This window comes from Paraburkholderia sp. GAS41 (assembly GCF_050436545.1).
Taxonomy (GTDB): Bacteria; Pseudomonadota; Gammaproteobacteria; order Burkholderiales; family Burkholderiaceae; genus Paraburkholderia.
On the sequence record NZ_JBNDMK010000001.1, the window covers coordinates 105,799 to 120,834 of the forward strand.

A 15,036-nucleotide genomic window follows, 5' to 3' on the forward strand; every position below is an offset into this window, starting at 1 on the left:
GCGTTCCGTTGAACCACAGACTGTCTTTTCGCCACTCGTGGTCGTCTCCGCCTTGATCGCAGCCTGACCGCCGCACCAGGTGCGCCGGTTTGCTGCTGTTGTATGCACCTTGTCCGCTTCGTCTGGAGCGGGCGCGGCGCGCACGAAACACATTGCGGATCTCTTTCGGCCCACGCATCGTCTCTATGGAATCACTGCGCATCTACAACACGCTCGCGCGTGACAAGCAAACTTTCGTGCCGCTGCAAGAGGGCGTCGTACGGATGTACGTCTGCGGGATGACGGTGTATGACTACTGTCATGTCGGTCACGCACGCGTGATGGTGGTGTTCGATATCGTGCAACGCTGGCTGCGCACACTCGGTTACGACGTGACCTATGTACGCAACATTACCGATATCGACGACAAGATCATCCGTCGCGCGGTCGAAAACGGCGAGACGATCAAGGCGTTGACCGATCGCTTCATCGCGGCGCTGCATGAAGATGCGGACGCGCTGGGCATCGAACGCCCCGATCACGAACCGCGCGCCACGGACTATATTCCGCAGATGCTCGGCATGATCGGCAAGCTCGAGGCCAACGGCTACGCCTATCAGGCCGACGACGGCGACGTGAATTACGCGGTGCGCAAATTCGCTGGCTACGGCAAGCTTTCGGGCAAATCGCTCGAAGACCTGCGGGCCGGCGAGCGGGTGGCGGCCAACGACGCGAAGCAGGATCCGCTAGATTTTGTCCTGTGGAAACAGGCCAAGCCCGACGAGCCGGTAGACACGGGTTGGGACTCGCCCTACGGGCGCGGCCGTCCAGGGTGGCACATTGAATGCTCCGCCATGGGCTGCAGTTTGCTGGGCGATCACTTCGACATTCATGGCGGCGGCCAGGACCTGCAGTTTCCGCACCATGAAAACGAAATCGCGCAAAGTGAAGGCGCGACCGGCCAAACCTTCGTCAATTTCTGGATGCACAACGGCTACGTTCAGATCGACAATGAGAAGATGTCGAAGTCGCTCGGCAACTTCTTTACGATCCGCGAAGTGCTCGCGCAGTACGATGCCGAGGTCGTGCGTTTTTTCATCGCACGCGCGCACTACCGTTCGCCGCTGAACTATAGCGACACGCACATCGACGACGCGCGTAACGCGCTGACGCGTTTGTACACATCGTTGAAAGAGGTGAGCCCGGACGATGCCGGGCTCGACTGGAACGAAGCCCACGCGCAGCGTTTTCGCGCGGCAATGAATGACGACTTCAACGCGCCGGTTGCAGTGTCGGTGCTGTTCGAGTTGGCAAGTGAGGTAAACCGCACGCGCGATGCCGCGTTGGCCCGACAACTGCGCGCGCTTGCGCGCATCATCGGACTGCTCGGCCGTGAGCCGCGTGCGTTTCTGCAGCAGGCTGCGGGTAGCGCGGGTGAAGCCGCGCTAGAGGCCACCGCGATCGAAGCGAAGATCGCCGAGCGCGTCGCCGCCAAGCAGGCGAAGGACTATGCGGCAGCAGACCGGATCAGGGCGGAATTGCTCGAAGCCGGCGTTGCACTTGAAGACAAACCCGGCGGGTTGACCGAGTGGCGGCGCATGTGAGCGCACCTCGTACTTCCCTTTGATCGACTCGCCAGGCAGGAGGCAGGATGGCATCGGCCACGAAGACGCTGGCTAACCGGGCCGCGTCTCAAACAGGCGCGGCGGCCGCAGTGAAGTCGACGCGCCCGCGCAGCGGCAGCGCGGCGAAAGCATCGCCGTCAACGGCAAAGGTCGCCGGCAAGACCGGCAGCACCGCATCAAAAACGCCCGTGAAGCGCGCGCTCAACGGCGCTTCCGCACATGCGCCGAAGCTCGCGAAAGAGCTTAAAGCCACGCGCCCGTCGCGTGCGAAAAATCATGGCGGCAACGGCGCCGTGCCGGCTGAACTCGTCGACGACGCGCAGGAACTCACGCGCGACGAATTGCACGAAGGCGAAGTCGTGCGCAAAACGCGTGTGCTGGACGACGCGGATGTCGCCGCACCGGTGCAGGTGGCGGGCCTCACGCCGGAAGTCATGCGTCCTGCGTACTGGGACAAGGCCTGCGCCGACCTCGTCAAGCGCGATCGCATCCTCAAGAAACTGATTCCGAAATTCGGTCCGGTGCACCTGATGAGTCGCGGCGATCCGTTCGTCACGCTCGCGCGTTCCGTGGTGGGGCAGCAGGTCTCGGTGGCCTCGGCACAGGCCGCGTGGCAGCGCGTGGAAAACGCGTGTCCGAAGCTTGTGCCGCAACAGTTCATCAAGCTCGGTCAGGACAAACTGATGGGCTGCGGCCTGTCCCGGCGCAAGGCGGAATACATTCTCGATCTGGCGGAGCATTTCGTCTCCGGCGCCTTGCATGTGGGCAAATGGACCTCGATGGAAGACGAGGCAGTGATTGCCGAGCTCACGCAGATCCGCGGCATTGGCCGCTGGACCGCGGAGATGTTTCTGATCTTCAATCTGTCGCGCCCGGACGTCCTGCCGCTCGACGATCTCGGCCTGATCCGCGCGATCAGCGTCAATTATTTCAGCGGCGAGCCGGTCACGCGCAGCGAAGCACGCGAAGTGGCTGCCAACTGGGAGCCGTGGCGAACCGTCGCGACCTGGTACATGTGGCGTAGTCTGGATCCGTTGCCGGTCGACTATTGAGTTGAGCCAGTGAGCTGAGCCGATAATGCGATGAGATGTGATGCTGCCTCCATACTATCAATTTTACTGAATCGATAGTTTTGAGGTAGTTTTGACAGCGGCGGTCGCGGTTAGAATACGCGCTGCCTGGTAAGTCCAAGGATTAAAACCAATGAAGACCACTTTTCTGGATTTCGAGCAGCCAATCGCGGAACTCGAAGCGAAGATCGAAGAATTGCGCTTCGTGCAGGACGATTCGGCCGTCGATATCTCGGAAGAAATCGAACGGCTGTCCAAGAAGAGTCAGCAACTCACCAAAGATCTGTATGCGAATCTGTCGCCGTGGCAGGTTTCGCAGATTGCCCGTCATCCGCAGCGTCCATACACGTTCGACTATGTGAGCGAACTGTTCACCGATTTCCACGAACTGCACGGCGACCGCGCGTTCGCGGACGACCTGGCGATCGTCGGCGGCTTCGCGCGTTTCAATGGTCAGGCGTGCATGGTGATCGGCCACCAGAAGGGGCGCGACACCAAGGAGCGCTCGCTGCGCAACTTCGGCATGCCGCGTCCGGAAGGCTATCGCAAGGCCGAACGATTGATGCGACTCGCCGAGAAGTTCGGCCTGCCGCTGTTCACCTTCATCGACACGCCGGGTGCGTATCCTGGCATCGGTGCGGAAGAGCGCGGCCAGTCGGAAGCCATTGGCCGCAATCTGTATGTGATGGCCGAACTGAAAACGCCGATCATCGCCACGATCATCGGCGAAGGCGGTTCGGGTGGCGCGCTGGCCATCGCCGTGGGCGACAGCGTATCGATGTTGCAGTTCTCGACCTATTCGGTGATTTCACCGGAAGGCTGCGCGGCGATCTTGTGGAAGAGCCCTGCGAAGGCGCCGGAAGCGGCTGAAGCACTGGGCCTGACCGCGCATCGTCTGAAAGCGCTTGGCCTGATCGACAAGATCGTCAACGAGCCGCTCGGCGGCGCGCATCGCGATCCGAAGGGCATGGCCGCCATGTTGCGCCGTGCCTTGGCCGATTCGCTGCGTCAGTTCCAGGGCATGAGCGTTCCGGACCTGCGTCAACGCCGTTTCGAACGGTTGATGGCGTACGGCAAGTTCAAGGAAACGACGCCGGGCGCATAAGCCGGCTCGTCTTCACACTCCAGGGCGCTGCGCGCCTCGTCGCCGTGACCCACACCGCTGACTCTCCCGCCGACCGCCTCGTTCTCGATGCGCTCGGCGTGGCGCTTTCTGCGCGACCGGCAGCATCGGAGTATGCGGCAGACGCACGCTTTGCGGTGGCGTTCAGCGGGGGCATCGACTCCAGCGTCTTGCTCGACGCCGCGGCGCGGGTCGCGGGGCCGTCGCGTTGCATCGCGCTGCATGTTCATCACGGTCTCAGTCCACACGCCGACCAATGGCTCGCGCATTGCGAGGCGTTTGCACGCGAGCGTGGCATCGCGTTCGCGGCGCAGCGTGTCGAAGTGATGTGCGAGGTGGGCGTGAGCATCGAGGCCGCCGCGCGCGATGCGCGTTATCGGGCGCTCGACACGCTGTGCGTCCAACACGGCGTGACGACGCTGTGGCTCGCCCAGCATGCCGACGATCAGGCTGAAACCGTCCTGCTGCAATTGCTGCGCGGAGCCGGGCTGGCCGGGCTCGCCGCCATGGCTTCCGAGTATTTGCCGGCAGGCGCCGCCGTGACTCGCGTGCGGCCATTGCTGCATCTCTTGCGCGCGCAACTCGAGCAGTACGCGGCGGGGCGCGAGCTGGCGTGGGTCGACGACGAATCGAATGCGGATACCCGCTATGCGCGCAATGCGTTGCGCCATGACGTGCTGCCTGCGTTGGCGGTCCATTTTCCGGGCTTTCGCGACGCCTTGTCGCGCACGGCGGCCCATGCCGCGTCTTCACAACGCCTGCTTGACGAGCTGGCGCGCGTGGACCTGCAAGCGGCCGCGGTCGACGCCGGCCGCGCGCTTTCACGCGACGCATTGCTCGCGCTCGCCGACGAACGCGCGTCGAACCTGCTGCGTTTCTGGATGCGCTCGCTCGGCTTGCCGGCCGCATCGGCCGCACGTCTTGCCGATGCCTTGCGGCAATTGCGTGAGGTGGGCGAGGACCACGGCCTGCGTATCGATCATGCGGGCCAGGCGCTACGCAGCTATCGCGGGCAGATCTATTGGGAAGCCGGTGACAGCGCGGAACCCGCTGACGAGACGGCGCTCGTTGCGCACGACGTCAGCGAGCTTGCCTGGCAGGGCGAATCGATCTGGCGCCTGCCGCAATGGCGCGGCACCTTCGTGTTTACCGAGGCGCACGCGGACGATCGCAACGCCGTGCCTGCCGCGCTTTTGCGTGCGGCGCCGCTTGCCGCGCGCTCGCGCAGCGGTGGTGAGCGTATGCGCAGCAGCGCGCACGGTCCCGGCCGCACACTCAAGAACCTGTTCCAGGAGCAGGGCGTACCGGCATGGAAGCGGGACGTGCCCTTGCTATTTGCGGGCGAGATGCTGCTGTTCGTGCCACTGCTTGGCGTGAACTTCGCGGCCTGGCCTACCCAGGACGACGCTCGCGAGGCCGGCGCAGCCTACATCCGGATTGACTGGCGCGAAGATCTGCTGATCGCCTGACCGACCGGTCGGGCACTGCGGAGAAGCCTCGACACGCCGTGCGAGGCCAGGCCTCAAGCACGCTAAAAAATGGCGCAACGCCTTTACTCATAAGCCTTTGCAATACTCATTGCCGGGATTGTGGCTTGTCTTTTTTCGCCTGATCGGGTACGTTACCTTGTTTGCCCGAAGCCGCTATGGCCGTCATTTCGACGCGCTTTTGCTGTTTTCCGGCCGTTTCCTGTGTTTCCCGGCGACCAAAAGCCACCGGGGAGCCGCCAGCCAGCGGCCTTTGGCGATTCCTCGCGGGCAAATCCGCGCGTGCTGCACGTGCGCTGCATCTACGCCGTTATCCTTCACACTTCGCCGTCGTTCCTGAAACGTTGAGCTCTTGTGCCTTGGTGCGGTCGTCTCCAGCGCGGCAGCGCGGTTACTTCTCCAGTTCAGAACGACAATGGCACTCATCGTACATAAATACGGCGGTACTTCGATGGGCTCAGTCGAGCGCATCAAGAACGTCGCGAAGCGCGTCGCGAAATGGCACAAGGCCGGTCACAAGATGGTCGTCGTGCCTTCGGCGATGTCCGGCGAAACGAACCGCTTGCTCGGCCTCGCAAAAGACATTTCGGCCCAGCCGAGCCCACGCGAACTCGACATGATCGCCGCCACCGGCGAGCAGGTCAGCTCGGGACTGCTGGCCATCGCCCTGCAGGACGCAGGCGTAGATGCGGTCAGCTACGCCGGCTGGCAAGTGCCGGTCAAAACCGACAGCGCGTTCACCAAGGCGCGTATCAGCGAAATCGACGGCGAGCGCGTGTTGCGCGATCTCGACGCGGGCAAGGTGGTGGTGATTACCGGCTTCCAGGGTATCGACCCGGACGGCCATATCACGACGCTCGGCCGCGGCGGTTCGGACACGTCGGCAGTGGCCGTAGCGGCCGCGCTGAAAGCGGACGAGTGCCTGATCTATACGGATGTGGACGGCGTCTACACGACCGACCCGCGTGTGGTCGACGGTGCGCGCCGGCTCGACCGCGTGACGTTCGAAGAAATGCTGGAAATGGCCAGCCTGGGGTCGAAGGTATTGCAGATCCGCTCGGTGGAATTCGCCGGCAAATATCAGGTGAAGACGCGTGTCCTGTCGAGCCTGACCGATCCGCTGATCCCGCTCGAAGCAGAAATGACCTCAGGCACCCTGATTACTTTTGAAGAAGACGAGACCATGGAAAAAGCAGTCATCTCGGGCATCGCGTTTCAGCGCGACGAAGCACGTATCGCCGTGATGGGTGTACCCGACAAGCCGGGCATCGCCTACCAGATCCTCGGACCGGTGGCGGACGCGAATATCGACGTCGACATGATCATCCAGAACCAGAGCGTCGAAGGCAAGACGGCCTTCACGTTCACGGTGGGCCGCGGCGACTATCAGCGCGCCATGGAAATCCTCTCGGGCCAGGTGAAGGACCATGTGAAGGCCGAGCAGGTGTTGGGCGATCCGAAGGTATCGAAGGTTTCGGTGGTCGGCGTCGGCATGCGCTCGCATGTGGGTATCGCGAGCACCATGTTCCGCACGCTGTCGGAAGAGGGCATCAACATCCAGATGATCTCCACGTCCGAAATCAAGATCTCGGTATTGATCGACGAGAAGTACATGGAACTCGCCGTGCGTGCGCTTCACAAGGCGTTCGAACTCGATCAGGCGTAATGTGCCTTTAAAAACGGGGCGCGCCGCGCAATGAATGCGAGCGCCCCGTTCGCCGTTGTTGCGGTTAATGTGCGGTCGATGTGCGTTCGTCGCGGCCTGGTTGAGCGAATTGCGTCGTCGATGACGAATCTGGCACAAAAAATGTGCCGCAGACATTGACCTTCGCGGTTCGGGCCGCTATTATCTTGGCTTCGTCGCGCTGACTCCCTGCGCGACCGAAAGTTTGGGAGACGTGGCCGAGAGGTCGAAGGCACTCCCCTGCTAAGGGAGCATCTGGGCCAAAACCTGGATCGAGGGTTCGAATCCCTCCGTCTCCGCCAGAAATGGCGGCGGAACCCCAAGAGATCGCGGTCTCTTGGGGTTTTGTTTTTTCCGGGGTCGTTTTCGGTTCCGGTGGGCAGAGTTGCAATGTGCATGAAGCGTTTTCGCAGACACACGAACGAAGATGCTTCGGATGCCGAATTAATAAGTCGAAGCCGATGGAGTCGCACCTGGCCATCACGGAATTCAGTGCCTACGGGAAGTCCGTCCAGACATGGGACGGCGGCGCGCCGGTGCGTAGATTCGCCCCGATTGTGTTACCGGCGGGGCAGCTTTTCACCGAAACTTCGTCCGTTGTAACCAGACGTAACGTAGCGCTTCAGAGTGCGACGTTATGCATCAGTTCTTACAAGTTTGAAATACGCGAGCCTTCACCTTGCGCTATATTCCAGCCAACAAACACACACTTGTTAAAAGGTGAATTCCATGAAGTCCGCTCGTCTTGTTCCGCTTCTCATCGGGGTTGTTGCGCTGGGTGCGTCGGGTGTAGCAATGGCCGGCGTGAGCGTGGGTGTCAATATCGGTATTCCGGCGCCGGTGTATGTCGCTCCGGCGCCTGTCTACGCACCGCCGCCTCCGCCTGTCGTCTATCAACCGGCTCCTGTGTACTACGGCGGCCCGGCCATCGTCATCGGCTGGCATGGCGACCGCTACTGGGACGGCCATCGTTACTGGGCGCGTGACGACTGGAATCATTATCACGGCGGCGGTTATCATGGTGGTGGCTACTACCACGGCGGTGGCGGTTATCACGATCACCGCTATTGAGCCGCGTAGCGCAGACTCGTAGCGCCTTTCGCGCCGAACGTTGCCAAAACAAAAAAACCGCCTGTACAGGCGGTTTTTTTATTGCAGGGCGACGGATGTGCCAGAACCTCGAAGTCGGACGAGCATTTGGGGCGCTTCGCACGACACGCCGCTATCGAATCGTCGCGCCGTCATGCAATCCGTGTGTACCTCACATCACTCCGCGACCGCGGCCATGCCGCCGACTACCGCGTTAAAGCCGCTGTCGACATGCAGAATCTCCGCCGTCACGCCAGCCGCGAGATCCGACAGCAGGAACGCCGCCGAATTGCCGACCTGTTCAATCGTCACATTGCGTTTGAGCGGCGCGTTGTCTTCGACGAAATCGAGAATCTTGCCGAAGCCCTTGATGCCGCTTGCCGCCAACGTCTTGATCGGACCCGCTGAGATGCCATTGACGCGCACACCTCTCGCGCCGAGCGAAACGGCCAGATAGCGCACGCTGGCTTCGAGCGATGCTTTGGCGAGGCCCATCATGTTGTAGTTCGGAATGGCGCGTTCGGCGCCAAGATAGCTCAGTGTCAGCAAGGCGGCGTCGTTGGACAGCATCGGCAGCGCGGCCTTGGCGAGCGCGGGGAAACTGTAGGCGGAGATGTCGTGTGCGATGCGGAAGTTTTCGCGCGTCACGCCGTCGAGGAAGTCACCGGCAATCGCTTCACGCGGGGCAAAACCGATCGAATGGACGAGGCCGTCGAGGCTCTCCCAACGTTGCTTCAGCGAGATGAAAAGCGCTTCGATCTGCGCGTCGTCAGCGACGTCGCAAGGGAAGACCCGATCGCTGCCGAATTCCGTTGCGAACTCGGTGATGCGTTCCTTGAACCGGTCGCCGACATACGTGAACGCGAGTTCAGCGCCTTCGCGCTTGCAAGCCTGTGCAATGCCGTAGGCAATCGAACGGCTCGACAGCAGGCCGGTCAGCAAGATTCGTCTACCAGCGAGGAAGCCCATGAATTCTCCTAACGAAGTCGACGCGCCGTGCGCTCAGATGGGCGGGTTCGCGCGGGATTATTTGGGTAGAATTCTCTCACATCGCTACCGCCCACTGACCAACAAGGCCTCTATGACAACTGGCTCGCGACGGCTTCAGGCGCTTCATGCGCGCTTGCGCACCGTGAGGGAAATGATCGCGCCTCTGCGTGCCCAGGGAGCGGCGGTTTCGTTGGCGGCAATGGTCGTGATGGTCTTTGCGGCTGGCGCCGGGTTGCTGGCGGCGCAGCCTGCGCACGCGGTCTACGCGATTGCGCAGTACGGCAATCCGAAGTATCCACCCGACTTCAAGCACTTCGACTACGTCAATCCGGATGCGCCGAAGGGCGGCACGCTGATTCTGGCCAATCCGAACCGGCAAACGAGCTTCGACAAATTCAATCCGTTCACGTTGCGCGGCAACGCGGCGCCGGGCATGGATTTTCTGTTCGAGAGTCTCGCAACCGGGAGTGGCGATGAAGTCGCGACCGAGTACGGGCTGTTGGCCGACGACATCAGCGTCGCGCCGGATGGGCTGTCCACGACCTTCCACATCAATTCGCACGCGCATTTTTCGAACGGCGATCCGGTCACCGCGGCAGACGTCAAGTTCTCCTTCGACACGCTCAAGAGTCCGCAGGCTGCGCCTGCCTATGCCTCGTACTTCGCCGACATCACGCGCGCGGTCGTGGTCGATCCACAGACCATCCGCTTCGAGTTTCGGCAGCACAATCGCGAGTTGCCATTGCTGGCAGGCGGCATCCCCGTGTTCTCGCACAAGTGGGGCATGAAACCCGACGGCACGCGCATTCCGTTCGACCAGCTCACGTTTGAAAAGCCGATCGGCAGCGGCCCGTATCTGATCGAGGGGTATAGCAACGGCCGCACCATCACTTACCGGCGCGATCCGAACTACTGGGGCGCGGCATTGCCGGTGCGGGTCGGCATGAACAACTTCGATCGCATCACCTACAAGCTGTATTCCGACGACACGGCGCGCCGCGAGGCATTCAAGGCGGGTGAGTACGACGCGATGACGGAAATGGTCGCACGTAACTGGGTACGGCGCGATGTGGGCAAACCGTTCGACAACGGCGATCTGATCAAGCGCGAATTCCCGCAGCACAACGGCAACGGCATGCAAGGCTTCGTGCTGAACCTGCGCCGGCCGATCTTCCAGGATGTGCGCGTGCGCAAGGCGCTCGATCTTGCTCTCGACTTCCAGTGGCTTGACCGGCAACTGTTTTACAACCAGTACAAGCGCATCGACAGCTACTTCGTGAATACGCAGTGGCAGGCAACCGGCACACCGGGCGCGGGCGAACTGGCATTGTTGAACCCGTGGCGTCAGCAGCTCGATCCGTCGGTGTTTGGTCCGATGCCGGTACAACCCGATACCGACCCACCCGGCTCGCTGCGCGCGAACCTGTTGCAGGCGCGCGCGCTGCTGGCCGAAGCCGGCTGGGTGTATCGCGACGGTGCGCTGCGCAACGCGAAGGGGCAGCCATTCGAGTTTGAAATGCTGGACGACTCTTCCGGCGCCGCAGTGTGGCCGCCCGTGATAGCCACTTACCAGCGCAACCTCGCGAAGCTCGGCATCACCGTGAACTACCGCACCACGGATTTCGCGGTGTACCAGAAGCGCCTCGATGCGTTCGAGTTCGACGCGACGATCATCAAGATGCCCGACTCGCAGGTGCCGGGCAGCGACGTGCTGGAACAGTTCGGCAGCAAGTCGGCCGATATCCCCGGTTCAGGTAATCTGGGAGGGCTCAAGTCGCCGGCCGTCGACGCCATTTTGCACGCGCTGGTCGGGGCGCAGACGCTCGAGCAACTCACCGACGCGACCCATGCGCTCGACCGGGTGCTGATGCATGGCTATTATGTGGTCCCGCAGTGGTATAGCTCGGTGTGGCGGGTGGCGTTCAAACGCGGCATGGAATGGCCCAAAACCTTGCCGCTGTACTATGACCCGGGCAGCTGGATTCCGTCGAGCTGGTGGTTCACGCCGCAGGCGGGGAAGTCCTGAGCTCGTGCTGCTGCAAGTCGGCAGCCGGGTTCGTCATTTCAATGTTTTGCACTCGTGCACCGGAACCATCGCCATGTGGAGCTACGTCCTCAAACGCCTGCTGTTGATGATCCCGACCGTGCTCGGCGTGCTGACGCTGACCTTTGCCGTGATCCAGTTCGTGCCCGGCGGCCCGGTCGAACAGATGGCCCATGAGTTGCGCCGCGGTTCCGAGGGCGGCGTGCCGTTCGGGCTGCGCGCGCATAGCGGCGTCGACGCGCAGCAGATGGCGCAGCTCAAGGCGCTATATGGCTTCGATAAGCCGCCGCTCGTACGCTATGGGCTGATGCTCAAGCGCTTTGCCACCTTCGATCTGGGGCAGAGCTATTTCCGTCACCAGAGCGTCTGGTCGCTAGTGGTGTCGAAATTGCCGGTGTCGATCAGCATCGGCTTGTGGACTTTCTTCCTGACGTATCTGATATCGGTGCCGCTCGGCATCGCCAAGGCGATCCGCAACGGCTCGCACTTCGATTTCGTCACCAGCCTGATCGTGCTGATCGGCTATGCGATTCCTGGCTTCGTGCTGGGTGTGCTGCTGCTCGTGCTGTTCGGCGGCGGTTCGTTCCTGCAACTGTTTCCCCTGCGCGGTCTCACGTCGGATAACTGGGCTCAGTTGAGTCTTGGCGGCAAGATCCTCGACTACCTTTGGCACATCACGTTGCCGATCGTCGCCTCGGTCGTGGGCAGCTTCGCGGTCATCACGATGCTGACGAAGAATGCCTTCCTCGATGAGATCCGCAAGCAATACGTGCTGACGGCGCGCGCCAAGGGACTGTCCGAGCGGCGCGTGCTGTGGAAGCACGTGTTCCGCAATGCCTCGCTGCCATTGATCGTCGGTTTTCCGGGCGCGTTTATCGGCGCGTTCTTTACCGGCAGTCTGCTGATCGAGACATTGTTCTCGCTCGATGGCCTCGGCTTGCTGTCGTATCAGTCGGTCGTGCAACGCGATTATCCGGTAGTGCTCGGCACGCTGTATCTGTTCACGCTGATCGGCCTCGTCACCAAGCTGATCTCCGACCTTTGCTACGTCTGGGTCGACCCCCGTATTCAATTCGAACAACTGGAGCGCTGACTTGAGTCGAGCCCGCACCCGAGCCGATCTGGCGCCGCGCCCCGAGCCCGTCCGCGCCTTTGTGTCGCCGTCGCCTGCACGCCGCGTCTGGCAGCGCTTTCGCAAACAGCGCATTGGCTACTGGAGTCTGATCGTGTTCGTCGTTGCGTTTGCCGCGAGCGTGGCGGCGCCCCTCTGGTCGAACGACAAGCCGGTGGTGGTCCGCTACGACGGGCAACTGTATTTCCCGTTGTTCAAGACCTATTCGGAGATCACCTTCGGCGGCGATTTTCCGACCCCGGCGGATTACCTCGATCCATACGTGCGCGAGCGCTTCAGCAAGCCGGGCAACTTCGCGCTCTATCCGCCCAATCCGTACTACTACGACACGCTCAACTATTTCTCGAAAGTGCCCAATCCCGCACCGCCTTCGCGGGCCAACTGGCTCGGCACCGACGACCGCGGCCGGGACCTGTTTGCGCGGCTCGTGTACGGCTTTCGCGTGTCGGTCGAATTCGCGCTGGTGCTGACGTTGATCGGCACGGTACTGGGTATTGTTGCGGGCGCGGTGCAAGGTTTCTTCGGCGGCAAGACCGACATCATCGGCCAGCGCCTGATCGAAATCTGGAGTGCGATGCCGGAGCTGTATCTGCTGATCATCTTCGCGTCGATCTTCGAACCGGGCTTCATCCTTCTGATCGTGCTGCTCTCGCTGTTTGGCTGGATTGGCTTGTCGGATTATGTGCGCGCGGAGTTTTTGCGAAATCGTACCCAGGACTATGTGCGGGCGGCGCGCGCCATGGGTCTGTCGAACTGGCAGATCATGTGGCGGCACGTGCTGCCGAACAGTCTGACGCCGGTCATCACGTTCCTGCCGTTTCGCATGAGCGGGGCGATTCTCTCGCTGACGAGCCTCGATTTTCTCGGTCTCGGCGTGCCATCGCCGACCCCGAGCCTGGGCGAACTGCTCGCCCAGGGCAAGGACAATCTCGACGCGTGGTGGATCTCGCTCTTTACCTTCGGCGTGCTGGTGTCCTTGCTGCTGCTGCTGACTTTCATGGGCGACGCGCTGCGCAACGCGCTCGACACCCGCATCTCCGATGCCATGCGCGCCGGAGGCAATCAATGAGCGAGCAGGCACAACACGCGGCGGCGGGACCGCTGCTGGAACTCGATCATCTGCGCGTCACGTTCGGCGAAACGGTCGCGGTGAAAGACGTCACGCTCGCGATTGAACGGGGCGAACGGGTGGCGCTGGTGGGCGAATCGGGTTCGGGTAAGAGCGTGACCGCACTGTCGATCTTGCGGTTGCTGGGCGACGCCCAGGTGAGCGGGGCGATCCGCTTCAACGGCGAGGACCTACTGACGAAGAGCGAACGCGAGATGCGCGGTCTGCGCGGGTCGGCCATCGCAATGATCTTCCAGGAGCCGATGACGGCGCTCAATCCGCTCTATACCGTGGGTGAGCAGATCGCCGAAACGATCGTGGTGCACGACGGCGTGCCGGCCAAGGAAGCGCGCAAGCGCGCCGTCGCACTGCTGGCGCGCACGGGTATCACGGAGCCGGGCAAGCGCGTCAACAGCTACCCGCATCAGCTCTCCGGCGGTCAACGGCAACGCGCGATGATCGCCATGGCGCTCGCCTGCCGGCCGCGTCTGCTGCTCGCCGACGAACCGACCACCGCGCTCGATGTGACGATCCGCGCGCAGATCGTCGAGCTGCTGCTCGAATTGCAGCGCGACGAAGCGGAAAAGCGCGGTATGGCCGTGCTGCTGATTACGCACGACCTGAACCTCGTGCGTCACTTCGCGCAACGCATCGCCGTGATGGAGCGCGGTGTACTGGTCGAGAGTGGACCGGTCGAGCAGGTCTTCACGTCGCCGCAGCATCCCTACACGCAACGGTTGCTGCAAAGTCGGCCGGAGCGCACGGTGGTGCCGGTCTTGCCGATCTCACCGGTGCTGCTCGAAGCGCGCGATGTCTCGGTCGAATTCAAAACGAAATTGCCGGGCTTCGGCGGCTGGTTTCGCTCGGGACGTTTTCGCGCGGTCGCCGACGCGAGCGTGTCGGTGCGGCAGGGCGAGACGCTCGGCATTGTCGGCGAATCGGGCTCGGGGAAATCGACGCTCGCGATGGCGCTGCTCGGCCTGCAGCGCACGGCACGCGGCGAGATCGAATTTCAGGGCAGGGCGCTTGCGAGCTATCGGGGCCGCGAACAGACGGTATTGCGCTCGAACATGCAGGTGGTCTTTCAGGACCCGTTTAGTTCGTTGTCGCCGCGCCAGACCATCGAGCGGATCGTCGGCGAGGGGCTTGCGCTGCATCGCCCGCAACTGGACGCCGAAGCCCGGCGCGACAAGGTGATCTCGGTGCTGCGCGAAGTGGGGCTCGACCGTACGGTGCTGTACCGCTATCCGCACGAGTTTTCCGGCGGGCAGCGACAGCGGATCGCGATTGCGCGCGCCCTGGTCCTGGAGCCGCGCATCCTGATCCTCGACGAGCCGACCAGCGCGCTCGACGTGTCGATCCAGCAGCAGGTGCTCAAACTGCTCGCCGGGTTGCAACACAAATACAACCTCGGCTTCGTTTTCATCAGTCATGACCTTGCAGTAATCGGGGCCATGGCACACCGGGTCGCGGTCATGCAGAACGGTTCGATAGTGGAGACCGGTGAAGTGGAGCAGATTTTTGCGACGCCGGCCCATCCTTACACCCGGAAGCTTCTGAAAGCTGCCCTCACGGACTGATTTTCACCAATTGGGTGCGTGTCCCGATTGTATTTTTCTATTTGTTTTGACACACGAATACTTACTAGCTAGTATCGACCAAACTTTTTTTCGTATCCCACTGATTTTTAGGCAAAAACTACCGA

11 protein-coding genes and 1 tRNA gene are annotated in these 15,036 nt (G+C 62.1%); 11 read left to right on the forward strand and 1 reads right to left on the reverse strand.

What is annotated here, in order from left to right; genetic code table 11:
• The first annotated feature begins 185 nt into the window (after positions 1-185).
• The 7 genes from cysS to P3T43_RS00500 all read left to right on the forward strand — a co-directional run bounded on the left by cysS (position 186) and on the right by P3T43_RS00500 (position 8,039).
• Positions 186-1,583: a cysteine--tRNA ligase gene (gene cysS, locus P3T43_RS00470; RefSeq protein WP_429279069.1), complete on the forward strand. Its 1,398-nt coding sequence runs from the start codon at positions 186-188 to the stop codon at positions 1,581-1,583.
• Between the two features lie 47 nt (positions 1,584-1,630).
• A complete protein-coding gene (locus P3T43_RS00475; RefSeq protein WP_429279070.1) occupies positions 1,631-2,656 on the forward strand; it encodes a DNA-3-methyladenine glycosylase family protein in 1,026 nt (341 codons plus the stop codon).
• 151 nt (positions 2,657-2,807) lie between these two features.
• The gene (locus tag P3T43_RS00480; RefSeq protein ID WP_429279071.1) at positions 2,808-3,779 is read left to right on the forward strand and encodes an acetyl-CoA carboxylase carboxyltransferase subunit alpha; all 972 of its coding nucleotides are present in this window, start codon (positions 2,808-2,810) and stop codon (positions 3,777-3,779) included.
• Between the two features lie 44 nt (positions 3,780-3,823).
• Positions 3,824-5,266: a tRNA lysidine(34) synthetase TilS gene (gene tilS / locus P3T43_RS00485; protein WP_429279072.1), complete on the forward strand. Its 1,443-nt coding sequence runs from the start codon at positions 3,824-3,826 to the stop codon at positions 5,264-5,266.
• 433 nt (positions 5,267-5,699) lie between these two features.
• Complete coding sequence (locus P3T43_RS00490; RefSeq protein WP_429279073.1) at positions 5,700-6,950, forward strand: aspartate kinase; 1,251 nt, start codon at positions 5,700-5,702, stop codon at positions 6,948-6,950.
• Positions 6,951-7,176: 226 nt separating this feature from the next.
• A tRNA-Ser gene (locus P3T43_RS00495) sits at positions 7,177-7,270 on the forward strand.
• A 427-nt stretch (positions 7,271-7,697) separates the two neighbouring features.
• Positions 7,698-8,039, forward strand: a complete 342-nt coding sequence (locus P3T43_RS00500) for a hypothetical protein (RefSeq protein ID WP_429279074.1) — start codon at positions 7,698-7,700, stop codon at positions 8,037-8,039.
• Positions 8,040-8,234: 195 nt separating this feature from the next.
• Here P3T43_RS00500 and fabI read toward each other — a convergent pair whose 3' ends face one another.
• The gene (gene fabI / locus P3T43_RS00505) at positions 8,235-9,026 is read right to left on the reverse strand and encodes an enoyl-ACP reductase FabI (protein WP_429279075.1); all 792 of its coding nucleotides are present in this window, start codon (positions 9,024-9,026) and stop codon (positions 8,235-8,237) included.
• Between the two features lie 112 nt (positions 9,027-9,138).
• Here fabI and P3T43_RS00510 point away from each other — a divergent pair, with 112 nt between their 5' ends.
• The 4 genes from P3T43_RS00510 (at position 9,139) to P3T43_RS00525 (ending at position 14,911) form a co-directional block, all read left to right on the forward strand.
• The gene (locus P3T43_RS00510) at positions 9,139-11,073 is read left to right on the forward strand and encodes an extracellular solute-binding protein (protein ID WP_429279076.1); all 1,935 of its coding nucleotides are present in this window, start codon (positions 9,139-9,141) and stop codon (positions 11,071-11,073) included.
• 73 nt (positions 11,074-11,146) lie between these two features.
• Positions 11,147-12,184 carry a microcin C ABC transporter permease YejB gene (locus tag P3T43_RS00515; RefSeq protein ID WP_429279077.1) on the forward strand — a complete coding sequence of 346 codons (1,038 nt, stop codon included), beginning with the start codon at positions 11,147-11,149 and terminating at the stop codon, positions 12,182-12,184.
• Between the two features lies 1 nt (position 12,185).
• Positions 12,186-13,292 (forward strand): ABC transporter permease, encoded by a 1,107-nt coding sequence (locus P3T43_RS00520; protein ID WP_429279078.1) that lies wholly within the window; start codon positions 12,186-12,188, stop codon positions 13,290-13,292.
• Positions 13,289-14,911 (forward strand): ABC transporter ATP-binding protein, encoded by a 1,623-nt coding sequence (locus P3T43_RS00525; RefSeq protein WP_429279079.1) that lies wholly within the window; start codon positions 13,289-13,291, stop codon positions 14,909-14,911. The genes P3T43_RS00520 and P3T43_RS00525 overlap by 4 nt, the downstream gene beginning before the upstream one ends.
• The last annotated feature ends 125 nt before the right edge of the window (positions 14,912-15,036 follow it).

Bases quoted from the DNA above. Each gene is read 5' to 3' on its own strand.
- P3T43_RS00475 (WP_429279070.1), top strand. From the start codon at position 1,631: ATGGCATCGGCCACGAAGACGCTGGCTAACCGGGCCGCGTCTCAAACA.
- P3T43_RS00510 (WP_429279076.1), top strand. From the start codon at position 9,139: ATGACAACTGGCTCGCGACGGCTTCAGGCGCTTCATGCGCGCTTGCGC.
- fabI (WP_429279075.1), bottom strand. From the start codon at position 9,026: ATGGGCTTCCTCGCTGGTAGACGAATCTTGCTGACCGGCCTGCTGTCG.
- cysS (WP_429279069.1), top strand. From the start codon at position 186: ATGGAATCACTGCGCATCTACAACACGCTCGCGCGTGACAAGCAAACT.
- P3T43_RS00515 (WP_429279077.1), top strand. From the start codon at position 11,147: ATGTGGAGCTACGTCCTCAAACGCCTGCTGTTGATGATCCCGACCGTG.
- P3T43_RS00490 (WP_429279073.1), top strand. From the start codon at position 5,700: ATGGCACTCATCGTACATAAATACGGCGGTACTTCGATGGGCTCAGTC.
- P3T43_RS00480 (WP_429279071.1), top strand. From the start codon at position 2,808: ATGAAGACCACTTTTCTGGATTTCGAGCAGCCAATCGCGGAACTCGAA.
- P3T43_RS00500 (WP_429279074.1), top strand. From the start codon at position 7,698: ATGAAGTCCGCTCGTCTTGTTCCGCTTCTCATCGGGGTTGTTGCGCTG.
- P3T43_RS00525 (WP_429279079.1), top strand. From the start codon at position 13,289: ATGAGCGAGCAGGCACAACACGCGGCGGCGGGACCGCTGCTGGAACTC.